This window comes from Sulfurimonas sp. (genome assembly GCF_028694895.1).
In the GTDB taxonomy this organism is placed as follows: domain Bacteria; phylum Campylobacterota; class Campylobacteria; order Campylobacterales; family Sulfurimonadaceae; genus Sulfurimonas.
This window is the reverse complement of record NZ_JAQVKA010000006.1, coordinates 17,551-41,594: the sequence shown is the minus strand read 5'-3', so window position 1 is coordinate 41,594 and position 24,044 is coordinate 17,551. Positions and strand designations below refer to the sequence as shown.

Annotated in this window: 25 protein-coding genes; 15 read left to right on the top strand and 10 right to left on the bottom strand. The window is 33.7% G+C overall.

Annotated elements, in window-relative coordinates:
* Nucleotides 1-1,780, bottom strand: a 1,780-nt coding sequence (locus PHI38_RS01975; protein ID WP_299852061.1) for a diguanylate cyclase, incomplete at its 3' end; no start/stop codon positions are given.
* A 201-nt stretch (nt 1,781-1,981) separates the two neighbouring features.
* Between PHI38_RS01975 and recA the strand changes: the two genes are divergently transcribed.
* Genes recA through PHI38_RS01955 form a run of 4 tightly spaced genes read left to right on the top strand, consistent with a single transcriptional unit; the run spans nt 1,982 to nt 5,372 of the window.
* The gene (gene recA / locus PHI38_RS01970) at nt 1,982-3,019 is read left to right on the top strand and encodes a recombinase RecA (protein WP_299852058.1); all 1,038 of its coding nucleotides are present in this window, start codon (nt 1,982-1,984) and stop codon (nt 3,017-3,019) included.
* A 57-nt stretch (nt 3,020-3,076) separates the two neighbouring features.
* Nucleotides 3,077-4,342: a phosphopyruvate hydratase gene (eno, locus tag PHI38_RS01965; protein ID WP_299852055.1), complete on the top strand. Its 1,266-nt coding sequence runs from the start codon at nt 3,077-3,079 to the stop codon at nt 4,340-4,342.
* 8 nt (nt 4,343-4,350) lie between these two features.
* Complete coding sequence (locus PHI38_RS01960) at nt 4,351-4,629, top strand: hypothetical protein (RefSeq protein WP_299852052.1); 279 nt, start codon at nt 4,351-4,353, stop codon at nt 4,627-4,629.
* A gap of 44 nt (nt 4,630-4,673) precedes the next feature.
* On the top strand, nt 4,674-5,372 hold the full coding sequence (locus tag PHI38_RS01955) for an AMIN domain-containing protein (protein ID WP_299852049.1): 699 nt from the start codon (nt 4,674-4,676) through the stop codon (nt 5,370-5,372).
* A 7-nt stretch (nt 5,373-5,379) separates the two neighbouring features.
* On the opposite strand, the gene PHI38_RS01950 is transcribed toward PHI38_RS01955, so the two are convergent.
* The 3 genes from PHI38_RS01950 to PHI38_RS01940 all read right to left on the bottom strand — a co-directional run bounded on the left by PHI38_RS01950 (nt 5,380) and on the right by PHI38_RS01940 (nt 8,368).
* A complete protein-coding gene (locus PHI38_RS01950) occupies nt 5,380-7,077 on the bottom strand; it encodes a DUF4105 domain-containing protein (protein WP_299852046.1) in 1,698 nt (565 codons plus the stop codon).
* Between the two features lie 190 nt (nt 7,078-7,267).
* The gene (locus PHI38_RS01945) at nt 7,268-7,714 is read right to left on the bottom strand and encodes a DUF3015 family protein (protein WP_299852043.1); all 447 of its coding nucleotides are present in this window, start codon (nt 7,712-7,714) and stop codon (nt 7,268-7,270) included.
* Nucleotides 7,715-7,777: 63 nt separating this feature from the next.
* Entirely contained in the window at nt 7,778-8,368 is a 591-nt protein-coding gene (locus tag PHI38_RS01940; protein ID WP_299852040.1) for a hypothetical protein, read from the bottom strand.
* 150 nt (nt 8,369-8,518) lie between these two features.
* On the opposite strand from PHI38_RS01940, the gene PHI38_RS01935 reads away from it, so the two are divergent.
* The 11 genes from PHI38_RS01935 to PHI38_RS01885 all read left to right on the top strand — a co-directional run bounded on the left by PHI38_RS01935 (nt 8,519) and on the right by PHI38_RS01885 (nt 18,483).
* The gene (locus PHI38_RS01935) at nt 8,519-9,175 is read left to right on the top strand and encodes a DUF3313 family protein (protein ID WP_299852037.1); all 657 of its coding nucleotides are present in this window, start codon (nt 8,519-8,521) and stop codon (nt 9,173-9,175) included.
* Nucleotides 9,176-9,186: 11 nt separating this feature from the next.
* Nucleotides 9,187-9,933 (top strand): metallophosphoesterase, encoded by a 747-nt coding sequence (locus PHI38_RS01930; RefSeq protein ID WP_299852034.1) that lies wholly within the window; start codon nt 9,187-9,189, stop codon nt 9,931-9,933.
* A 43-nt stretch (nt 9,934-9,976) separates the two neighbouring features.
* Entirely contained in the window at nt 9,977-10,447 is a 471-nt protein-coding gene (locus PHI38_RS01925) for a hypothetical protein (RefSeq protein ID WP_299852031.1), read from the top strand.
* The gene (locus tag PHI38_RS01920) at nt 10,444-11,517 is read left to right on the top strand and encodes an ABC transporter permease (RefSeq protein ID WP_299852028.1); all 1,074 of its coding nucleotides are present in this window, start codon (nt 10,444-10,446) and stop codon (nt 11,515-11,517) included. The genes PHI38_RS01925 and PHI38_RS01920 overlap by 4 nt, the downstream gene beginning before the upstream one ends.
* Complete coding sequence (locus PHI38_RS01915) at nt 11,514-12,137, top strand: ABC transporter ATP-binding protein (RefSeq protein ID WP_299852025.1); 624 nt, start codon at nt 11,514-11,516, stop codon at nt 12,135-12,137. Before PHI38_RS01920 ends, PHI38_RS01915 begins: the two co-directional genes overlap by 4 nt.
* Entirely contained in the window at nt 12,121-13,662 is a 1,542-nt protein-coding gene (locus tag PHI38_RS01910) for a hypothetical protein (protein WP_299852023.1), read from the top strand. Before PHI38_RS01915 ends, PHI38_RS01910 begins: the two co-directional genes overlap by 17 nt.
* The gene (locus PHI38_RS01905) at nt 13,659-14,567 is read left to right on the top strand and encodes a hypothetical protein (protein WP_299852020.1); all 909 of its coding nucleotides are present in this window, start codon (nt 13,659-13,661) and stop codon (nt 14,565-14,567) included. Before PHI38_RS01910 ends, PHI38_RS01905 begins: the two co-directional genes overlap by 4 nt.
* Nucleotides 14,568-14,612: 45 nt before the next feature.
* Entirely contained in the window at nt 14,613-15,137 is a 525-nt protein-coding gene (locus tag PHI38_RS01900; RefSeq protein WP_299852017.1) for a YceI family protein, read from the top strand.
* A gap of 12 nt (nt 15,138-15,149) precedes the next feature.
* Nucleotides 15,150-16,478: a magnesium transporter gene (mgtE, locus tag PHI38_RS01895; protein WP_299852014.1), complete on the top strand. Its 1,329-nt coding sequence runs from the start codon at nt 15,150-15,152 to the stop codon at nt 16,476-16,478.
* A gap of 13 nt (nt 16,479-16,491) precedes the next feature.
* Entirely contained in the window at nt 16,492-17,712 is a 1,221-nt protein-coding gene (locus PHI38_RS01890) for a dicarboxylate/amino acid:cation symporter (RefSeq protein WP_299852011.1), read from the top strand.
* 69 nt (nt 17,713-17,781) lie between these two features.
* Nucleotides 17,782-18,483: a tetratricopeptide repeat protein gene (locus PHI38_RS01885; RefSeq protein WP_299852008.1), complete on the top strand. Its 702-nt coding sequence runs from the start codon at nt 17,782-17,784 to the stop codon at nt 18,481-18,483.
* On the opposite strand, the gene PHI38_RS01880 is transcribed toward PHI38_RS01885, so the two are convergent.
* Genes PHI38_RS01880 through PHI38_RS01855 form a run of 6 tightly spaced genes read right to left on the bottom strand, consistent with a single transcriptional unit; the run spans nt 18,480 to nt 23,981 of the window.
* Nucleotides 18,480-19,169, bottom strand: a complete 690-nt coding sequence (locus PHI38_RS01880) for a response regulator transcription factor (protein ID WP_299852005.1) — start codon at nt 19,167-19,169, stop codon at nt 18,480-18,482. The genes PHI38_RS01885 and PHI38_RS01880 overlap by 4 nt on opposite strands.
* Nucleotides 19,159-20,685, bottom strand: a complete 1,527-nt coding sequence (locus PHI38_RS01875; protein ID WP_299852002.1) for an ATP-binding protein — start codon at nt 20,683-20,685, stop codon at nt 19,159-19,161. Before PHI38_RS01875 ends, PHI38_RS01880 begins: the two co-directional genes overlap by 11 nt.
* The gene (cobA, locus tag PHI38_RS01870; protein ID WP_299852000.1) at nt 20,678-21,418 is read right to left on the bottom strand and encodes a uroporphyrinogen-III C-methyltransferase; all 741 of its coding nucleotides are present in this window, start codon (nt 21,416-21,418) and stop codon (nt 20,678-20,680) included. Before cobA ends, PHI38_RS01875 begins: the two co-directional genes overlap by 8 nt.
* A complete protein-coding gene (locus PHI38_RS01865) occupies nt 21,418-22,554 on the bottom strand; it encodes a cytochrome D1 domain-containing protein (protein ID WP_299851998.1) in 1,137 nt (378 codons plus the stop codon). Before PHI38_RS01865 ends, cobA begins: the two co-directional genes overlap by 1 nt.
* The gene (locus tag PHI38_RS01860) at nt 22,554-23,675 is read right to left on the bottom strand and encodes a radical SAM protein (protein ID WP_299851996.1); all 1,122 of its coding nucleotides are present in this window, start codon (nt 23,673-23,675) and stop codon (nt 22,554-22,556) included. Before PHI38_RS01860 ends, PHI38_RS01865 begins: the two co-directional genes overlap by 1 nt.
* On the bottom strand, nt 23,676-23,981 hold the full coding sequence (locus PHI38_RS01855; RefSeq protein ID WP_299851994.1) for a cytochrome c: 306 nt from the start codon (nt 23,979-23,981) through the stop codon (nt 23,676-23,678).
* Between the last annotated feature and the right edge of the window lie 63 nt (nt 23,982-24,044).

Genomic DNA, 24,044 nt, shown 5'->3' with positions numbered 1-24,044 from the left:
CGTGCTTAGCAGCCTCTCTCGACATCCATTTGTCAATTTCGATAATTAGTCCAATATCTTCTACAAAAGGGATAAATTTTATTGGTAAAATAAGCCCAAGGTCTGGATGATTCCAACGGATTAGTGCTTCAAGTCCTATAACCTTATCAACTCTAGCATCCATTTTAGGTTGAAAATAGACTTCAAACTCACTGTTTTGGATAGCTCTTCTTAAGTCGCTCTCAAGAGTAACTCTCTCAAGCGCTAGTTCTGTCATCCTTATATTATAGAATTGGTATCTATTTTTGCCATTACTCTTGGCTTCATACATTGCTGTATCGGCATTTCTGATTAAAATATCTCTACTATCTCCATCATCAGGAAAAATACTAATGCCAATGCTAAAAGTTGTATGTATTTTGACTTTATTTATGTTGATTGGTTCATCCATAGCGTTCATAATATTTTCAACTACTTCAATCGTTTGAGCTTCGTTTGAATTATTTAGAATGATTACAAATTCATCTCCACCAAATCTTCCAATTGTGTCTTCTTTTTTTATAATTTTCTTTAATCTTTTAGAGAGTTTTTTTAATAAAATATCGCCTACTTTATGGCTATAAGTATCATTTATTTCTTTAAATCTATCAAGGTCTAAAAAAAGGATTGATACTTTTTGCGCATTTTTAGTTGCTATATTTATACTGTGTTCAAGTCTATTAATAAGTAGTTGTTTGTTTGGAAGATTCGTTAGAGTATCATGGCGAGATCGATGCTCAAGCTCATTAACCGTTGTTTGAACCTCTTTTTCTAGGCTTATATTTCTTAGCTCTATCGTTCTTCTCTCATTTTTAAAATAGATATAGTAAGAGAGGATAATTAAAAAAATAAAAATAGATAACATAAAGAAGATCAAACTATCTCTTACTCTAGAGATAGAGCTAAAGTCGATAGTGTTTAAATCTTGAAATATAATAAAATATGCGATATCTTTATCATTGGTTCCTTTGAGATGATAGGTATTTATAAGCTTATTTTTATCTTTGTTAACATGAAATGGTATGTTGCTTATAAAATGCGATATGCCTTCGCTTTTTACAATCTCTAAATTCGCTTTATTATAGTTTGAATTTGCTACATAGTAGTCTGAGACGAATGTCTTTTTTGATGGGTCAAGTAGGAGTTTTTTATATTTTTTATCTGCTAGAAAAATAATCTCATAACCAACATCTTTCATCTTTTTATCAATTGAGTCAAAGTTAGAGATAGCCTCTATTGAGCCGATAAATTTCTCATTTTTATAGATTGGTACCATTGATTTAAAGGTTATATCAAAGAAGCCAGCACTTATCGAAGAGATTACATGTGGATCTCTCATCATCTCTATAACATCATCTCTTATAAGTGAGAGGTCGTCGTCTTTTTTTGTTATCCAGCTCCTATAAAAACTTCTACCATCTTGTGTTAAAAGCTGAAACCATGTACCCTTTAAAGATGTATTTTTGCTTAGATTTTCTGAAAATTTTTGTAAATTTAAGCTATCTATATCTTTTTGTATAAGAGCTTCTTTAATGATAATATCGTTTGCCATGGGGAGTGTAACAAACAAAAGAGCCTCTTTTTTCTCATCTATAAGTGTTTTTAATTTGTCATCTGCCTCGGCTGCTAAATGTTGATATTTTTCACTCTTTAAGGTTTCAACTTTAGAGTTTATAAAAAAGAAACCGGCAATTAACCAAATAATTGATATTAATATTAGAGGAATTGGAGAAAAAAAGTTAAGTTCTTTTTTTGAGATCAAAATGTAAACCTTACATGTAAAGATGTTTAAGCTGATATTGTACTTTATAAACAATGTTTTAACAAAAAAAAAGGTAAAATCGCACCAATTTATGTATAGTTTTTTACATAAAAAAAATAATATGACAATTTGCAATATTTTTTAATTGAAAAACTAAATTGTCATATAATAAGTCTAAATTTACTATAAAGTGAGCCTAACATGGACGCAAATAAACAAAAATCACTAGACTTGGCGATGAAACAGATTGATAAGGCATTTGGTAAGGGTGCTCTTATGAGACTTGGTGACAAGGAAATTGTGCCAATAGCAGCAATAAGTACAGGCTCACTTGGGCTTGATTTAGCTCTTGGAATAGGCGGAGTACCACAAGGCAGAGTTGTTGAGATATATGGGCCTGAGAGTTCTGGTAAAACAACTTTAGCTCTTCAAATAACAGCTGAGTGCCAAAAAGCTGGCGGAGTTTGTGCTTTTATTGACGCAGAACATGCCCTTGATGTTGGATATGCAAAAAATCTAGGCGTTGATGTTGATAACCTTCTTGTATCTCAGCCAGATTACGGTGAACAAGCACTAGACATTGTTGAAACTATCGCTAGAAGCGGGGCAGTTGATTTAATAGTTATTGACTCAGTTGCTGCTCTTACTCCAAAGTCTGAGATAGAGGGCGAAATGTCTGATCAAAACGTTGGTGTTCAAGCAAGACTAATGTCAAAGGCACTTCGTAAATTAACAGGAATACTTCATAAAATGAACTGTACTGTTATTTTTATAAACCAGATTCGTATGAAAATCGGAATGATGGGATATGGTTCTCCAGAGACTACAACAGGTGGAAATGCACTAAAGTTTTATGCTTCTGTTCGTATCGATGTAAGACGTATAGCATCACTTAAACAGGGTGAGAGCCAGATTGGTAATCGTGTAAAAGCTAAGGTTATCAAAAACAAAGTTGCTCCTCCATTTCGCCAAGCTGAATTTGATATAATGTTTGGAGAAGGTATCTCAAAAGAGGGCGAACTTGTTGACTATGGAGTAAAACTTGACATCATTGACAAAAGTGGCGCTTGGTTCTCTTATGGAGAGACAAAACTAGGCCAAGGTCGTGAGAATGTTAAGCTCAAGTTTATAGAAGATAAAGAGTTGGCTCACGAAATTGAAGAGAAGATTAAATCAGCTATGGGTCTAGGTGATCTTATGACAATGGACAATTTAGATATAGAAGATGTTGATCTTTAAGTTATCTAGAAAAAAATGATAAAATATTATACTTAATACAAAAGAGGTGGTTAAAAGATGTTTATTGATAATGTAAGTGCGATTGAAGTAATGGATTCTCGCGGAAATCCAACAATAAAAACAACGGTAGAATTAAGTGATGGAACAAGAGAGAGTGCGATAGTGCCATCAGGTGCAAGTACTGGAAAACGTGAAGCACTTGAACTTCGTGATGGCGGAAGTAGATATATGGGCAAAGGCGTTTTAAAAGCAGTAGAAAATGTAAACTCTCAAATCGCTGATGCTCTTATGGGTCTCTCACCTTTTAATCAAGCTGTTGTTGATGCGACTATGAAAGAGCTAGATGGAACTGATAACTATGGAAACTTAGGAGCAAATGCTGTTCTTGGTGCTTCTATGGCAGTTGCACGTGCTGCTGCAAAAAGTTTAGGAATCCCTCTTTATCGTTATTTAGGTGGTGCAAATGCCATGGTTATGCCAACTCCTATGCTAAACATTATCAATGGCGGAAGCCACGCTGATAACTCAGTAGATTTTCAAGAGTATATGATTATGCCTATAGGCTTTGAAGATTTCGCATCTGCTCTGCAAGCAAGCGCTGAGGTATATCACAATCTAAAAGCTATTTTAAAAGCTAAAAAACACAATACCGCACTTGGCGATGAGGGTGGGTTTGCACCAGATTTAGGTTCAAATGAAGAGCCAATCCAGATAATAATGGAAGCAATCGCAAAAGCTGGATACAAAGCTGGAGATCAGATGGCAATAGCCTTAGACGTTGCTGCTTCTGAGCTTGTGGCTGATGGCGGATATAGACTTGATAGCGAAAATAGAACTGTAACTTCTGCACAACTTGTTGATTACTATGTAGACTTATGCAATAAATATCCAATAGTTTCTATCGAAGATGGTTTGAGTGAAGATGACTGGGATGGTTGGAAACTTCTAACTGAAAAACTTGGTGATAGAGTTCAACTTGTAGGAGATGATCTTTTTGTAACTAATGCTAGTATCTTAAATGAGGGGATTAAAAAAGGTATCGCAAATTCAATCCTTATCAAGCCAAATCAAATCGGATCTGTAAGTGAGACTATGCAAACTGTACGTCTTGCTCAAAGAAATGGTTATAAATGTGTTATGAGTCATCGTTCAGGAGAGAGCGAAGATGCGTTTATTGCTGATTTTGCAGTTGCTCTTAATTGTGGTGAGATAAAAACAGGCTCTACGGCGCGCTCAGAGAGAACTGCTAAATATAATCGTCTCTTAGAGATTGAAAATGAAGTGGTTTATGGTGAGTATTTAGGTTCAGAGCTTTTTAACTAAGATCTATTATGCAAAGAGAGGAACTTTTTAGCCAAATTGAAGATAAACAGAGTATTACACAAAGATACTTTGGGTTATCATTTTCAAAGTTCTCTCTTCTACTTTTTTTAGTTTTAGGTATGGGCGTTTATATTGGGCTACTTCTTTATGGAGAAAATTCATTACAAGTTTATATGGGTTTGAGTGATTACCAAAATCACCTGCAAATAGATATAGAGAGACTTAAGACTGAAAATGCAGAACTTCAAAGAGAGTATTTTGAACTAAAAGAGATTTCTGCAAAATAGTATCTAACTTGCTATAATACATGTAAATATACTTAGGGGTTGTTTTGATTAAAGTTTTAATTATTTTTACTTTACTATTTTTAACACTAAATGCTCGTGAAAATCCATTCTTCCCTTTAGAGGGTGAAAAAGATATTGTTTTAACAACAAATGAAGACACATCCAAAGCACCACTCAAAAAAGTTTCTATCTCCGTTCCTAATCAAGCTAGAATTTTGCAAAAAGTAACAATAGAGTACAAAAATCTTGATGGCTCTATTGAGAGAAAGAGCATTTCTCTGGATAACTCTATTGATTGGCATCTTCCTATTTTTATATCACAAGATTCTTTGCAAACAGAAAATAAAACTAAAAGTGAAGCTGAAAAAAAGAGTAAAGTTGAACCAGTAATAAATAAAAAACCAGAGATAAAGATAGCTAAACCTATAAAAACGCAAGCAGTTTGCAACGATAATGTAATACTTGAATATCTGTCCATACTTGTATCTGGAAAAACATTGAAACTATCAACAAAGCATGAAGCTATAAGAAACTTTTTACTAGCAGACCCACATAGAATAGTTATAGATTTCAACAGTGATGCAGAGGTTAAAAACTATGTAAGAAAAGATATTGATTCTATTTTCAAAGAGATAAGAGTTGGAAATCATGACAAATTTTATAGAGTTGTAGTTGAACTTGATGGTCATTATAAATATAGTTTCAGAAAAATATCTGAAGGCTATCTAATAGAGCTAAAGTAAAAAGGCTCTAAAAATAGTAGTTAAAATAACACTTTATAGTTCTCTCAAGCTTCTCTTTTGCTCTGTTATCTCTTTGCTTGTAATCATAGTTAAATCTAAGTTGTGTATTTTTGGAGAGTCTAAAACCTTGTGAGAATTCAAATAAATTTTGTGCTTCTCCAACATCGTACCATCTTTTTGTAAGCTCTATTTTAGTATTTATATTGTTATATTTATCAAAAACAAATCCAATAGAGCTACCAATAGCTGATTTAAAACCATCGTCTAGGTAAAAGAGCGGGTCTGCCATTATATAGCTATAACCTAACTCATTTCCCCAGCTAAGGCCAATACCTACAGTTCCTGTAAAGTTAGCACTTGAATCTAGAGAATCTCTATCCCAACCAAATTTAGTTCTCCATGATAAGTTATCAAAAAAATAGGAGCGTTGTGCAATAGAGACAATAGATAAAATTGTTGCATCTTCAACTTCTACTTTATGTTCAGAATAAGAGAGCTCTAGGTTTAAAAACTCAATTTGAGTGCCTCTTAAAAACCCATAATTACTATCTTCTAAACTATGATAAGCAGGACGAACTCCTAAATACTGGATACTTTTGCCTTCTTTAGCGCCAAGTCCAATCATTGCTCTTATAGCTTGATGGCTTTGAAGTGGATTGTTTGGAGTTTTTATCTCTATCTTTTCTCCTAATCCAAGAGATGCTCTCTCTTTGGAGAGAGAGTGAAAAAGCTCTAAATAACGCTCTTTTGTTATCTTGCTTTTACTAAAGTTGTACTCTAAAAGCTCAATTGCGGCTTCGAAGATATACATTTTTTGCTGAGTTTCAATCTTAGTGTCTTCAACTATCTGAGTTGGAGCTATTTTTGATTTTATAAGCATAGAAGGAAAAGCTATATTCTTTTTATCAAGTAGCTCTTCGTATTTTAAAAGTAGCGTTCTTTTTGATGGTCTATATGAACTATCTTTAATAATGTTCTCACTCTTTGACGCATGAACGGTTTCAAGCGGAATCACTTGATAAGTAAAGTACTGTCTTAGATCAAGAGAAGGTCTGGCTGATTCTAAAAACCACAACATATTATAAGAGCAGTTTTCAGTGAAAAAATAGTAATAAGAGTGTGTATCGTTAAGCTCCCAGATATGTCGAACCATCTTAAGAGTCTCTTCTTGAGTCAAATCTAGGTCATACTCCCAAATATCTCTTTGCTCGCTATCTCTATACTCTTTTAATTTATCATAATAAGGAAGTAAAGAGTATTTGCCAAAGTAACCTCCAAAGAGACCTTTTATAGCAAAGACAACACCGTTTTCTTTATCTGGATTGGCATCTGCTGCATAATTTACAGCATAAGAGAGTAGTTTAGAATCATACTGAGAATTAATGCGTAAAAAGGTATGCCCAAACATCGAAGCTGGAGAGTTTATATGAGCTGATGGAAAAACAAGTGTAACTGATTTTGGATTTAATCTTGAGAGAATTTTATCATATTCGCTGCATGTAACTTTTGGTAGTTCAATATCAACAAGTTCTTCTTTAAGCCAAGCGGCTCTTGCAGGAAATCTACAAGCAGTTGCATTATCATCAAAATGAGTCTCATTTAAAAGAGAGTCTATTGTGGCATTTAGTTCGCTTTTTGCATCTGTTTTGCCATCTTTAGAGAGAAAAAAACTCTCATCATCAATCTGGCTTACACCATCTTCCATATGAAGAAGAATCTTCCAATACCGTGAATCTGCTAATTTTAACTCATCTGCTTTTTTTTTGTATAGCTCAGAAGAAGCTTCTAGAGCAAGGGATAAAAAAATTATTAAAAAAAGAAGACGATTTAAAATTGGAAGTTCCTAAGAGAGAGTTTAATCAAAACAGATGCAAAGCATCCATTTTGATGGTTTATTAAAGAGAAGTTGTAGAGATATTATCTAAAACATCAGCCATTTTTGCATTTTGGCTTGTATAGATACTGTTATAGTTTGATTGAAGTGCAGCAGAGAAAGTCGCTTTGTCAGATACTTCTAAAAGTTCTGCTAAAGTATCAACACTCTCGCCATAACCTTGTGCAATCTCTTTTGCAAGTTGATCCATATTTGAAGCAACAAACTCTTCAGCTCTATCATTCATAACGAACTGAGTTTTTTTACAACCAGAAGTTCCTGAAGTAACACCAAAAGTTTGGTTTCCAGAAGTACCGTTTGTTGTAGCTTGTAGTGCCAACATTATGGCTGTAGAATCATCTTTAATGATTATTGAACCTAAACCACAACCAGTTTGAGAGTTAACACCTGCCATCGCATAAGAACTAAGTGCTACAACCGCAGCAATACTAACTAAAATCTTTTTCATAAACATCCTTCAAAATTAAGATGCGATTATTGTATGATTTGTTTGCTTAAGTGAGTATTAGTATTAGTATTTGTTAAGCTCTTTATCCTTCCAATACTTTGTCCCTTGAACTGTTGCTTGAAGTACGAGACCATTTTGTGTAAGTTTGTAGAGCCTTACTCCAGGAGCAACTGTCTCAGCAGCATTTATTGAACCTCCAGTTTCTTCATATTTTGCAGCTGCGTCAACTTGAGCATTTGCTTCCCATCCAGAATTTACAAACCTATCGTATACTTTTTTATTCTCAAATAAAAAAACAGCTCTAAAATCTTTAACACCGAGCCCAAAGCCAAGTCCGCCAGAGCCCATATTCATATAGGTATTTATCCCAGTCGCGTTAGAGTGAGCCAAACCTTTTCCACCTTCTGCTGAGAGTAGAACAAGATTCACTCCTACATTGCTAAATGTTGCATATCCATATGAACGAAATAGTATCTCTTTTGCCTCAGGAGCGTATTTATAAAGAAGTTGTAGCGTTTTATTATTTGTTTTAATGCGCTCAACTCTCTCTATTCGATTATCCTCTTTTATCTCCTTCTTGCTTTTTCCAGACCAAAATCCTGAAAACACAACAAGTATAAGAAGTAGAGCAAGAACTAATTTTAAATGTTTCATTACGCCAACCTTGAGCAGAGGCTCTTTATTTTGTCAATAATAATAACATAATTTACTAAAATAGATAAGTTTTGAAGTGTAGGCAGATTTTAATCTAAAATGCTATTATTTTACAAACGACAAGAGGCATTTGGCCAACAAAGGATTAAATTGAAACTACAAGCAATATTTGGTGTGACTCTTCTTGGCTTAGCACTTTTAATGAGTGGTTGTGCTGGTAAGAGAATAGATGTAAAAAACAGTGGTTTTTTTAAAGATTATGATGAGCTTCATAGTAGTGATAACTATAGCGCACAAAAGAGTTTAAAAGAGTTTGATATGTCAAAGTATAAAACTATTTTAATAGCTCCAGTTCTTGTAATACCTGCAATTTCTATTGAGCAGCAAACACCTTCTCAAAAAAAGTTATATAAAGAGATTTCAGACTATTTAAGCGATGGATACAAAAGAGAGATTCAAAGCTCTAAGAGATATAAGCTAGTTGAGACAAAAGGAGCTGATACGTTAATACTTGAAACAGCAGTTTCAACTGTAGAGGTGCATTTTGAGGATGAAAAATGGAATCAGTTCTCGCCAATTGCAATGGATATTACAGTAACATCTTACAACTCATATATAGATGAAAATGTAAGAGTATTAGGTGAGAAGCGTATTGTTGATGCTGCAACTGGTGAGATACTTGCTGAGAGTATGAACATAGTAAAAGATGAGAAGATTATACTAAATAGTGATGCTCTTGAGTTTAGAGAAATCAAACCAGCTCTTGATTCATGGATAGCGCATATTAGAAATTATTTTTCAAAATAGGTTTAAAAAAGATGCCCTTACAGGTTGGTTGGAAGCATTTTGGGTTTGATGAAGTTACTCTAAAGAGTGATACCTTTTGTGCTTCTTTAAGCGGGCTTCGTATTGTACAACTCTCAGATCTGCACCTTGGTAAGGATGTAAAAGTTGATTATTTAAGTACCCTTGTAGAAAAAATCAACAAGCTAAAGCCCGATTTGTTGCTATTTAGCGGGGATATACTTCAAACTTCTGCACTACGTGTAAAAGAGCAGTTAGATTGTTTTAAAAAGCTTGAAATACCGTCTTATTATGTAAGTGGAAACCATGATATTTTTTATGGTACCAAACATCTAAAGAGTATAATGCAAGATAATGGCGTAATCTGTCTTGATAATAAAATAGTAGAGATAGATATAAAAGGTTCTATTTTGCAACTAGTTGGCTTAAGCGATAGATATGGTTTTATCCGCGGAATTAAACGTCCTATAAAGGAGCTTTTCTCCAGACTAAACCCTAAATTATCAACTATATTGCTTACACATCAGCCAAAGGATATATCACACGTAAATGGTTTTCGTATAGATATCCAGCTAAGTGGTCACACTCACGGTGGGCAGATTTATCCTTTTAGCATCATTGTTAAATATTTTCAGCCTTATATATCAGGACTTTATAGATATGAAAATACTCTTCTTTATGTCTGTAGAGGAGTTGGGTATTGGGGTGTTAATGTTAGATATAAGGTCTCATCAGAGATACCAGTTTTTACTATTAATTAATACAATAGTAGTACAATCCTATTTTAAATATTCAAGGAAAAAAATGAATAAATTTTTATCAGCTTTAATTTTGAGTTCTCTGTTTTTGAGTGCAGATTCTATTAAAATAGGTTCTGCTCTTGATACACTAGATAACTTTAAGTATGAGACGCCAACAGGGCGCCAAATGAAGATACCACAAAAAACAAAGTTGGTAATAGTAGCTTTTGAAAAAGATACTGGAGCCTTAGTTAATGAGTATCTTGATACTCAAAGCAAGTTTTATCTTTTAAAAAATAACTCTATTTTTATAGCAGATATACATAAGATGCCATCTATTATTACAAGTATGTTTGCACTACCAAAACTTCAAAAATATAAGCATCTTATATATCTGCACTATGGTGATAAGTTCCAAGATATGATTTCAAATAAAGATGGGAAAATCACTCTACTTCGTATAGAGGATTCAAAAATAAAAGAGATAACATTAATCTCTTCGCAACAAGAACTAAAAGCGGCGATCGAGAAGTGATATCATTAAAGGCTCTCAGCAAAAATCCGCTTAAAAGTCTTTTGATATTTTCATCTATTACTATAGCTGTTATGGCTATTTTCCTCATCAGTTCTGTCTCTCAAGGTGTGATTGGGATGTATTCGAAAATGATTAAGACAGATGGGGATATTATTATTACGCAAAAGGGAATCTCTGATACCTTTTTCTCAAATGTAGATATAGGTTTGATTCAAAAGATAGACAACTTAGAGCATGTAGCATCAAGCTATGGCATGATAGTTGGAGCTTCTCCAATAGGCCATATTCCAATAGCTGGAATTTACGGTACAACAGCCAACCATTTTCCTCATTACAAACTCACAAAGGGAGAATATCCAAAAGATGGTGAGGTGATTTTAGGCACAAATCTGGCAAAACAATTTGCTACAAGAAGTGTAAACATAGGAAACAAACGTTTTAAAATCTCTGGAATATTTAGCAGTGGTATAGGTTTTGAAGAGGGTGGGGTAGTTATGAATATAGGAGATGCGGGGGAACTCTTTAACCGCTCAGCTTCTTTTATCTTGGTGTCATCTACTTCGCCTAGTAAAACTGATGAGATTGTAAAGGCGTTAAGCACGCTCTCTAGCGAGATAGAAGTAAAAACAACACAAAATTTCGTAAAAGAGTATAACCAGTTTAAAATCATAAAAAATTCATCTTTTGTTATCTCAACACTTGCTTTTGCAATGGGTTTGATGGGGATAGCTTCGGTTATGAGTATGATTGTAAACTCAAGAAAAGAGGAGTTTGGAATTATGCGCGCTCTTGGTAAAAGCCGACTCTTTATTATAAAAAACCTCTTTTTTGAGACACTTATTATGAGCACTTCTGCTTATATTTTTGCACTTCTTATAAGCATTGGTATTTTAGAGATACTTCCACATATAGATATGCTCCAAGGATATGTAAACGGCACACTATCACTCTCTACTGCTATGTACGTGTTAACTTCAACTATTTTTATGGCTCTTTTAGGCTCATTAATACCCGCATGGATAGCTTCTAAAACCGATCCTATCCTTCTGATAAATCAGGGATGTGCATGATAAAAGTATCCAATGTCTCTCATTATTATGGCAAGGAGCAAGTCCTCTTTGACCTCTCGTTTGAGATAAAAAGTGGTGAGTTTCTTTTTTTGAGTGGTGAGAGTGGAAGCGGAAAATCAACACTTCTCTCTATCCTTTCAACTTTGCTTAAACCATCAAAGGGAGAGCTTTTAATAGATGACGAATCAGTTGATAAAATTAAGAACATAGACTATTTTCGCCAAAGCAAGATAGGGTTTGTTTTTCAGTTTCATTATCTTATTAATTATCTAAACATTTATGAAAACATAGCGTTAGCCGCTTTGGATGATAAAAAGCACAATATAAATGAGATACTAAAGAAGCTAGGTATTTTAGAACTCTCATCACGTTATCCAAATGAGATTTCAGGCGGGCAAAGACAGCGCGTTGCACTTGCAAGAGCGCTTGTAAATGAGCCAAAAATTATATTCGCCGATGAGCCAACTGGTAGTTTAGACTCAAAAAACTCGATAATAGTTTATGAGCTTTTAGCAGAGGCTCTAAAGGGAGGTACTACAGTTGTAGTTGCGTCCCATGATATGCGTATAGAAGAGTATGCGACACAAATAATTAGGCTAAAAGATGGACAAATTTTATAAATTAATAAATGGCGTTGTCCCTATTTGGGCTTTTATATTTTTAGGTTCTATCTTTGTCGGAGTAGTATATGCTGCACAGATGCTTGGGTTCTCTTTTTTTGATGAGACGCTTTTAAATGCACAAACTACGCGTTCTTTACATATTACACTAATGCTATATGGTCCGATTATGCTTGCTCTTTCTCTTCTTCCATTTGCTCTTTTTGCAAAAGATAAGCTAAATCTTGATGTAGCATATGAACCTCTTAGAAACTACTTTTTACTATGGCATCTATTTTTATTTATGGCTGTTGTATCTATCTCTTTGGGCGCTCAAAGAGCTCTTCCATTTTATGACTTTGCCTATGAGTTAAATTTTATATTGGCATCTTCTGGTATTTTTTATATAGTTGCTATTTTTAGAACTATCAAGCAGTATAAAGTTGTACCACTCTGGGTAAAAGTATCTAAAATATTACTTTTTATAGCACCTATTTCACTTTTAGTTTTGATGAATCCTACTTATGGGCAAGTTGAAAAAACATTAATAGGTCCTCACGGTGACAATACTTTAGGGATGAGTTTTACAATCATTCCTCTTTTTTACCTTATGATAAAGCTGCATACAAAAGAGAACTTTACTCCAAAATGGAATCTGTTTTGGATTATCCCATTGGTGGGATATGCCATCTCTGTTGCAACTCGTATATTTAGAGGAGAGTTATCATACTCTGAAGAGTGGATATATCAGTGGCTAACTTTTGCTTATGCTCCGCTGTTGATTAAGTGGTGCATGGATGCAAAGATAACTATAAAATCTACACCTTATCTAGTTGTATCTATCTGGGCATTTTTGTTTGTAATGATTCAGGGAAATATACTCTTTATTCCAGAGATACGCTGGCCTTTTCACAGAAATGATTTGATTATTGCACATGCTCATGTGGCGATTGGTCTTGGTATATTTTTTATGGCACTTAGTGTTTTGAAGTATTTTTATAAAATTCCAGATAAGTTTTTAACTTTTTGGCTTTTTGTTATAGGAGTTATTTTTATATCACTCTCACTTGCTGGATTTGATGAGGCTAATGTGTTTGCCATTAATGTTATCTCTATGTGGGAAATTCGTCTTTTTGGCGGAGTTATAGGCGTTGTCGGGTTGCTCTATTTTATTGGAAAGAAGATGAAATTTCCAAAACTATCTTATCTGCAACTTTATCATCTAAATGGCTTTTTATCTGATGGAGTTGGGGCGCTACTTCTTTTTTTAAGCGCTCCGCTACTATTTGGGATTTTAGGATTTCATTTTATTTCGTATTATTATCTAGTATTTGGGTTTATGGGCTTTGTTGGTATTTTACACCTCATAGGAGTAAAAAAAGAGACTCATTTTTTAGCATACTTGACTTCAATGGCTCGTCTTATCACAGGAACTATCTTCTTGTCTTTGTTTTATGTGGGAACAATAGATGCACTTGGGCTTCTTGTAGGGCTTTATGATATAGCATACGCTCTTTTATATCTAATCTTTAAAAGCCGTTTATGATCTACTCTATAGCACTTATTTTACTTCTTGGGTTTGAGTTATCTTACTATCTATTGATAGTTCAAACAGGTGTGGTTGCACACTATAGTTCTGATTTGATAATACTATTTCCTATGTTTATGGGCGGTGTTATTGGAACTATTTTGGGTGGTTTTTCTTGGGGAGGAATCAAAAACCCTATATATAAGATAATGACTGCCTTAAGCCTTCAGTTAGTTTTATCGTTTTTCTACCCTTATTATAATAGTTTTACTTTATTTCTTTTAGGCTTGTCTGTAGGTGTAATGGCTCCTTTGGGTATTTATCTCTTTAAAGCTAAGCAACAAAAAGAGTTGCTTTTTGCACTTGCAATTGCCTATACAATAGGTACTTATTTTTTTACCTATGATCCTAATGGCAGAATTTTTATGGCACTTATATTTACGGCAATTGCACTCTTAAGTACATTGATGCTTAGAAATTATGTTGTTGAAATAGATTCAAAGAAGATTTCACATCCATATTTACAGTATTTACCTCTGATGCTATGGATATTTTTAGACTCTAACCTTTTTGAAACTCTATCAAGGCATGAAGATTTGGATATCTGGTCTAAATATACTTTTATCATTATAATATTTCACCTCCTTGGCCTTATAGCTGCCTATTATTTTAAGATATCAAAAACAAAACAACATGTTTTTATAGCTGTTATTTTTACTTTAAGTTATATGTTTTCCTATCTTGAGTGGAGTTTTGTTTTAGCTATGATTTATCCTTTTATAATCTCATACTATAACGTGTCAGTCTTTATGACATTGAGTAAAGAAGCAAGCATAACTAAACTTGCATTTATGATGATTTTTGTTGGCTGGATAGCATCTGGTCTTGGTTTAGCGCTTGCACTCTCAAGAGCAATACATTAAAATATGTGCTAAAATTGTGCTAATTTTTGGTAGAAGGATTATATAATGAAAAAAATATTTATAACGCTGCTTTTAGCGATTCCACTTTTGGCAACCAATCTAGAGTTAAAAAGCGGTTATGTTAGTGCACACACCCAGATGCTAATGGATAAAACTATTGACCCTACAAATAACTATCTTCACGCTGATATAACAATAGAGAATAATGACATTACTACCATTAAAGGAAAGTTTTGGGTTGAGATGACTCTCTTTACAAGTGATAATATCGATAGAGATAAGAACATGTATAAAGAGATACAAACAGATAAATTTAAGCTAGCTACATACACTATATCTGATGTTAAAAAAACTGATGGTAAAGATAGTTATATTATAAATGGTACACTTGACTTTCATGGAGAGAAAAAAGAGCTTAGTGCAAATGCTAAAATAATTACTACAGATACTAACTTGAATATAGATGCTTCTTCTGTTATTTTGATGAGCAACTATGGAGTCAAAGCGCCTTGTTTGATGTTTATGTGTGTTGATGATCAAGTAGAGTTACTGATCAAAGCTACATTTTAATATAGTACAAATATGAATCAACTCCAAGAGTACTTAAGCGCTCATGAACTAAGTGAGATGCACCCATCAGATATAGCAAAAATACTTAAGCAGTTAGATGATAATGATTTTGCAGCTGCTTTGAAGCTTCTTCCTAAAGATTTAATAGGAGATATAGCACTAGCCCTTCCAGAGAGATATTTTGATGATTTTGTTGAGAACTTAAGTGTTGATGAACTAAGTCATGCCGTAACTGGGCTTGAATCAGATGATCAGGTTGATTTTTTACAAGGGATTGAAGATATTGATGAAGATATAGCTTCACAAGTCTTTGATACTCTTCATGAGAATGATAAAAAAGAGATTATAAAGCTTCAGACGTATAAAGAAGATGAAGCCGGCGCATATATGCAGCTTGAAATATTTACGGCTGACAAAGATGAGATAGTGCACGATGTAATAAAGAGATTTGCAAAGCTTAGACGCGCGAAACTTATAGAAAACGTTCAAAATCTCTTTATTACAAACGATGATAAAAAGCTTCTTTACTCTATTGGCCTAGAAGATTTACTAATTTTTAATTTCAAAAAAACTTTGATTCAAAACATAGAGGAGAGCGAAGAGAGCTTTGAGCCAAAAAAAGCACAAGATAGAGAAAACATCCGAGATGTTGTTCGCTACTTTGAAGAGTATGACCTCTCTGTTATGCCTATCGTAAACGCTTATGGAATACTCATAGGTCGTATAACATCCGATGATATTTATGACATTATTAACGAGCATGCAACAGAGCAGATGTATAACCTCGCTGGAGTTGATGATGAAGCAGAGGAGTATGATGAGGTCTTTAAAGCTGGTAAAAAAAGAGCTATATGGTTGGGTGTAAATCTTTTTACTGCTGTTTTTGCCTCAATTGTGATTAGCCAATTTGAAGAGACCTTACAAAACATGGTTGCACTTGCAATACTGATGCCAATAGTTGCTTCCATAGGTGGAAATGCTGGAATACAATCACTAACCGTTGTAGTAAGACAGTTAGCGCTTAGCGATATTTCTAAAAAAGACTCTATTAGGATTATTAAAAAAGAGGTTATGATCGCACTTATGAACGGTTTTCTTTTTGCGATAGTTATGGGAACTTTAGTTTCTTTGTGGTCGGGTATGAAGATGTTAGGCATAGTTATAGCCCTGAGTATGACGATAAACCTTTTTATTGCAGGTTTTTTTGGTGCAATAATTCCACTTTTCTTTAAAAGAGTAGGTATTGACCCAGCGATAGGAAGTTCTGTTATGCTAACTGCGCTAACTGATGTTATTGGGTTTTTAAGCTTTTTAGGGCTTGCAACATATATTTTGTTGTAACTAAAGCAAAGAGATGATAAAAAAAATCAAAAAGTATACAAATACAAATACTTTAGTTCTTTTGGGGATACTCTTAGGTGTTTTTTTTGGGCTCTTTGCACCAGAACTTGCACTCTCACAGCAGATTATAGGAGAGATTTTTATAAGCTTTTTAAAAATGCTTGTAGTTCCTCTTGTTTTTTCAAGTATATATGTTTCAATAGTTGGATTAGGAGATATAAAGAGTCTTAAAAAGATTGGAATCATAGTTATCTCTCTTTATGTTTTAACAACAGCGCTAGCCGTGCTTAGTGCCATAATAGCTATGAATCTAGTTCCTATTGGAGAGCTTATGATAGTTGATGGCTTGGGCTATGAAAAGGCTTTAGAAGTAGTGCCTTTTTCATTTAAGAGTATGATTTTAAGCTTTATTCCAACAAATATATTTCACTCCCTCTCAGAAGCTTCAATGATGCCAATTATCCTCTTTACATCTCTTTTTGCAATAGCCTCACTGCATTTGACAAAACAGAGACAGCATGAGATGGTTGGGTTTTTTACAGGTGTTATGGATGCGATGCTTGTAATGGCAGAGTGGGTTATAAAGCTAACTCCTATTGGAGTATTTAGTCTTATCTCATATGTAGTTGCTAATCAAGGAGTTGAGGTCATAGTTAATCTTTGGAAATATCTTTTAATGGTTATAGCAGTTTTGCTTTTTCATGCAGTTATAACTCTGCCTTCACTCTTGTTTTTCTTCACTCGTATAAATCCATTTAAGTATCTAAATGCAATCCGTGAAGCTCCTATTATGGCATTTTCTACTGCTTCTAGTATGGCTACGCTTCCTGTTTCAATGCGAGTTGTTGAAGAAGTTGGAGGGGTTGATAAAAAAAATGCCTCTTTTGTTCTGCCTCTTGGTGCAACAATCTCCATGGATGGCACAGCCGCCTATTTAACAATAGCAACTCTATATGTTTCACACCTATGTGGAGTAGATTTAACTCTCTTTGACCAGTTGATTTTAGGAGTAACAGTTGTGGCTCTTAGTGTAGGAGTTGCAGCTCTTCCAAGTGCCTCTTTAGTCATGCTTATTGTTATTTTCAATCAATTTGGTTTAGCGCTAGAGTATATAGCATTAATTGTTGCAGTAGATAGAATTTTAGACATGGCAAGAACATCATTAAACGTAACCTCTGATTTAGTTGTTGTAAAAATCGTTGATGAGAGATTAAAGCGTAAAAGTAAACAATAAGAGTTAAACATCTATCTCTTTTTTTACCTCTTAATGTATAATAGTCATACTAATTTTATAAGGATAAAAATGTTTAAGTTTATAGTAGCAGTGATGTTTTCACTACTCACATTAGAAGCAAGTACGGATGAGGCACTTAATGCATTTAAAAAGCAGGATTACTCAGAGGCGTTTAAACTATATGAAAAAAGTGCAAATGATGGCGACGCTAAAGCTCAAAGTGCATTGAGTTATCTTTATGCAATGGGTTTAGGCATAGAAAAAGATCTCAAAAAATCTCTTGAGTGGCTTGAAAAATCGGCTCAAAACGGAGATGCAAATGCACAGTATGATTTAGGAATGTTTTATCTAAATGGAAATAATGTAGAAAAAAATAGCAAAAAAGCTTATGAACTTCTTAGTAAATCTGCTGCACAAAACAATATAAATGCACAGTACAACTTAGCGCTTATGTACTATAAAGGTGATGGAGTAGATATAGATATCTCAAAGGCAGCAGAGCTTCTTGATGAAGCTGCAAATAAAGGTCATGTTAGTGCAGCGCAAAACATAGGACATATCTATATGCAGCTTCTAAAATTTGATGAAGCATCGAAGTGGTTTGAAAAAAGTGCCGCAGCTGGTGATGAGAGTGCGTATTTTGCACTAGCACAGGTATATTGTGAGTTAAAAGAGTTTAAAAAGGCAAAAGGATGGGCGATAAGAGCTATAGATAGCGGTAATAAAGACGCAGAGATACTCTATAAAAAATATGAGCTTGAGAAGTATTAAATAGGTATTACTTTGTATCCTGAGCCATAAATATTGTGAATCACTTCATCAGGAAGTTTTGCGCGAAGTCTTTTCATAAGAGAAGTTACCGCGTGAACTGAGAACTCTTTATCATCTTTTTCTGTATGTAAATAATCAAAAATCTCTTTTGTAGAAAAAATCTCATTTGGTTTTGAAAAAAGAAGTCTTAGTAGCATACTCTCCATCTTTCTTAGTTTTATCTCTCTAGAATCTCTCCAAAGTGTGCTAGTGTCATGGTCCCAATATATATTTTCTTCAACGTATGTACGGTGTGATTCTTCTTTTATCTGTTTTACAATATCAAATAAAATAGTCTTTAAATTTTCTGTTTTTATTGGCTTGATGAGGTATGCCTCAAGATGAAGTTTGATAGCAAGAAGAAGCTTTTCTTGTTCAGAGTGAGCGCTCATAACTATGATCTTGGTCTCTTTATCATTTTCTCTTATTTTACTTATCATCTTTAATCCATCAAGCTTTGGCATGCTTAAGTCTGTTAGAATGATTTTTGGTCTTTTTTGCAAGTATATGTCATAAGCTTCATCGCCACTTGCAGCGGTATAAATTCGGCTAAAAAATAGTTGTAAGTATTCATGTAATAGTTCGCGGAGTTCACTCTCATCTTCTGCTAGTAAAATAGATATATCTCTGATTTTTTCAACTTTCATTTTTTACCTTTATTGTAAATTCTGCACCAATTTTTTTACTCTTTTGATCATAAATATTTTTTGCACTCAAGTGGCCTTGCATATTCTCTTCAACAATCTTTTTTGCTATATGAAGTCCAAGACCAGTTCCTATTGATTTGTGTTTTGTACTAAAGTATGGGTCAAATATCTTGCTGAGATTCTCATCATCTATACCGCCACAATTATCAAAAATAGAGATAACTATATAATCACTCTCTTTATATATGGAAATAGAAATGACTATATTTGTTAAGTTTTTAATTTTAATTATGTCGTTTATGTTTGAGATTATTGAAACCAATACTTGAACAAGTTCGTTAAAAAATCCAAAATATCTATGTTCTTCTTCAAAAAGAAGAGTCACTTTAACATGAGTATTTTCTTCTTGCATATTCATAATATCTAGACTTCTATCTATTGCATCACAGATTTTAAACCAAGATTTCTCTTTATCAGGGCTATAGTAGTTCATAAAATCTTCTATCGTCTCGGACATATACATAACACGTTTTTCTATTTTTTCTAACTTTTGCGATAATTCTTCTTGACTAAGAGAAGATAATCTGTTTTTTTCTTGGAGTATCGCGATTGAAGTATTAACTATTGCCAAAGGTTGACGCCATTGATGCGCAATATTTCCAATCATTTCGCCAATCTCTGCTCTTTTTGATTGTTCAAAAATTAGTAAATCACGCTCTTTTAATGCCACTTCTTTTTGTTGAAGCTCTTTTATAGTATCTATTAATTCACGATTATACTTCTCTTCAATATATAATCCACAATCAAGATTTTTCATATCTTCAATTAGTTTGTTTATATATTTTTTCTTTATTATTGAGCCGTGTTGTGGAGCGATAAGATCAATATCTAGCTTTTCTATCTTGCCAAGTGCGTAGTTGAAAATATCTTTGCTAGGCATATACTCTTGATGAAAAAGTTTAGCTTTTAAAAAGTAAGTCTCATCTGCATAAAAATCCCAAGAGTGCTCTATACCACCAAAAATATCCCCCGAAAATAAGGTTTTTGAGCTTGGCTCGTAACTCACAAAAGCTCCAGGTGAGTGGCAATATGGAGTGGTAAGAAAATCAAGTCTAAAGCCATTGGTAGTTATTAGTTTATGATCTTCTTTATCTATTTCATAATAGTTTGATTTTATAAGATAGTGTTTTACGAGAAGAGACATTCTTGAGTGTGTAACGATTAAGAGGTCATCTCTGTTTATTAATTTTTCTATCTCAGGTACAGCAGCTGCTAAATCTGGGTCTTGGTGATGAAGGATGATATATTTTATATCTTTCATATCTATTAGAGTTTTAATTTTTCTAACAGTTTCTTCAAACTCAATCATGGAGCCTGGATCTATTAAGATAGATTCATTTTTATTTTTGATTAGATATGGGTGGCACTGGAATGGGTCATTTTTTAAATGCATACCAACCCAGTAGATGTTTGGTGCAATGAGTATAGCTTCAGATGTGTTTAGTAGCTTACTCATTTCCCTCAAACCATTGTAGTTGTTCTCTAAGTTCAACAACCTTGCCAACAACTATAAGTGCAGGAGTTGGAACATCTTTGGTTTTTTCAACTATATTTTCTAGAGTACCAACAACAACGCTTTGATCTTTTGTTGTACCTCTTGAAATTACAGCACATGGATAATCTTTTGGCTTGCCTAGCTCAATGAGTTTTTTACTTATCTTTGGAAGGTTATGAAGACCCATTAAAAATACGATTGTATCGTCTGTTATAAAGGTATTCCAAGGAATCTGAGACTCTTTTTTGTTTGGAGACTCATGTCCAGTTACAACTCTAAAACTTACAGAAACACCTCTATGAGTTACAGGGATACCAGCGTATGCAGGTCCACTTATCGCAGAGGTGATTCCTGGAATTACATCAAAAGTAATGCCGCGCTCTTTAAGATATAGGGCTTCTTCTCCACCACGTCCAAATACAAAAGGATCTCCCCCTTTTAGACGAACAACAATGTCATGTTTGAGTGCATTTTGATAGATAACTTCGTTTATATCATCTTGAGGAATTATATGTTTACCATCTTCCTTGCCAACATAAACAAACTCACAACCATTTTTTGCTTCTTGTAAAATATCTGGATTTGCTAGACGATCGTAAATAATTACATCGGCTTCTCTAATTACTCTAAGTGCTTTAAGTGTAAGTAGCTCTATATCTCCAGGACCAGCTCCAGTCAGATGAACTTTGCCCATTATTTAGCCTCTTTGTATAGAAATATGCCAGATGGCTTTGTGATATTAAACATTTCACGAGCCAAATACCACTCTTTAGTGTTTATAACTGCTACTTTATTTGTGTCGTTTACAGATACATAAAGATTAGGACGATCTTCTGACCATCTAACATGTAGAACTTTTCCATCAAATTCAAATCTTTTAATAACTTCAAGAGTTTTGGTATCTATGATTTGCATAATTGGAAACTTGTCTCCACTAAAAGTAACTGCCATATATTTTTGATCAGGGCTAAGAGCCGTAAAAACTGGTAAACCCTCAACTTCAATATTTTTAACAAATTTAAAATCAGATGTATATACTAAAACCTTATTGTTTCCAACAGCAGGAATAAAAACATTTCCTTCACTAATGCTCCAAAAACCAAAGTGAGGAACTTTGAGCACAGGTTTTCTATCATCTAGTAAAATATCTATTTTTGAGTACTCCATTGTGTCTAGATTTACAACGCCAAAGAAATCACTCTTAAAAAATCCAGTAATAAAATTATTGTTCTTAATCATTGCATCAAAAGGCATAACTCCAACATTTTCAAACTCTTTGAATATTTCAAAGTCAGGAAGGCCTTTACCCTCATTTTTATCTTTTAAAACAGTGATTTTGTCATTATTCATTTGAGAGAAAATAAGATAATCTTTATATTTTTTGATACCAACATTTTTAGAGCCAGTCTCAAAAGATTTTATAGGATTTAAATCTCTATCAAGAATATCAACACTTTTTTTAGCATAGTTTGCAACAGCAATGTAGTTTTTCTCAACTGTAAAACCAATCGCACTATCACTTGTTTTGTACTCTTTTAAAACTTTCTCATTTATAGGATCAAATTTTATTATATATCCATCACGAGAGATCACATAACCATCATTATCATAAAACTTTACAACACCATGATTCATGTCATGCATGCCTTCTATATGGCCTTTTGTCATGCCTTGCTCAATCACAGCAAGTGATTTGTCTTCTCTCTCAACAACAAAGATTTTCTCATCTGTATTGATTGATGCAAGCACTGGATTTACTCCTTTTGCTTGGATAGTTGTAGCAATAGCCACCACCAAAGAAACACTTACTAAAAATTTACTAATATACATTAATCTCTCCTTCTCTCTTGTTCAGTTAAATAACATGATGGATCTTCACTCCATAAGTCGCCAGTTATAGCATACGCTCTAGATCTTGAACCGCCATTACAGATATCAATCTGCTCACAATCAGCACAGATACCGCTTATCTGTTTTCTTGGGTGGATACGAAGCTGATCTAATAGCTCGCCACCTTGCCAAACATCGCCAAAGTTTTTCTCTATTATGTTTCCAACTGTAAGTGGAAAAAATGGATCTGGACGAACATCGCCTTCGCTATTTATGTTCAATAGTTTACGCCCAGCACTATTTCCACCCCATGAAACAAGACGATCCCGCATCTTATCTTTTAAATCTGGGTATTTAAGAGCAAATCTATTTAAAAAGAGTATTGCGTCTTGTTCCATATTTCCAGTTACTATCTCTATATCTCTACCTGTTTCATAATACTCGAATGCTTTATCTAGTATAAACTCAACACTCTTTCTTCTTTGCTCTTTTGATAAATCCATTTTAAGATTATCAAGCCCACGGCCAGAATATACAAGATGAGAAATATATATTTTTGAGATTTCCTCTTTTTCTGCTAAATCAAAGATATACTCTAAAGAACCAAGTGTCTCTTTTGTTATAGTAAAGCGGATACCAACTTTACCACCATGCTCATTTGCAAGGCGAACAGCTTTAAGAGTCTCTTTAAATGCGCCTTTTAAACCGCGGAAATGATCATGTGTCGGCTCATCACCATCTATACTAATACCTACATAGTTAAAAGTGTCAACTATACGTTTAACATTGCCTTTTGTAAAGTATAAACCATTGCTTGAGAGGTAAGTTATAATTCCATTATCTCTACAGAAATCTGCAATCTCAAAGAGATCTTTTCTAGTAAGTGGCTCTCCTCCAGAAAAAATTATAAACTTTACACCATTTGCTTTCATCTCTAAAATAGTCTTTTTTATCTGTGCAGTTGTTAGAGTATCTACTTCATCAAGAGTTGATTTAGAGTAACAGTGTAGGCAAGATAGATTACAACGGTTTGTAAAATTCCATATAGCAATAGAGCCATTAAGAACTCTCTCTGGTTTATCTTCTAATACGGAGTGGATAAGATTTGATAACCTAAACATTTAATTGCCTTTGTATGTGAGAATATACTTAGCTATATCTTCTCTTTCTTTATCAGTTAATTTTAATTTTGTCATAACAGTTCTTTTATAGCCAAATGCTTTATACATTGATTCTGGATCAATAATGTACGCTTGTATCTCATCTGATGTTCTCTTTTGTGCTATTTCTTTAAATGGAGGGCCAAATGCTTCTGATGTTTGATGATGACAACCCCAACAGTAAGTCTCAAAAACTTTCTTACCTTCTGAGTCTTGGGCAGATAAAAATGAAGCTAATAATAGCGCTATTAATAATTTTATATTCATATATTCTCTTTTTACTTTCTTTTTATTTTAGCCTAAATAAGCTTGAATTATGGCTTATAAATG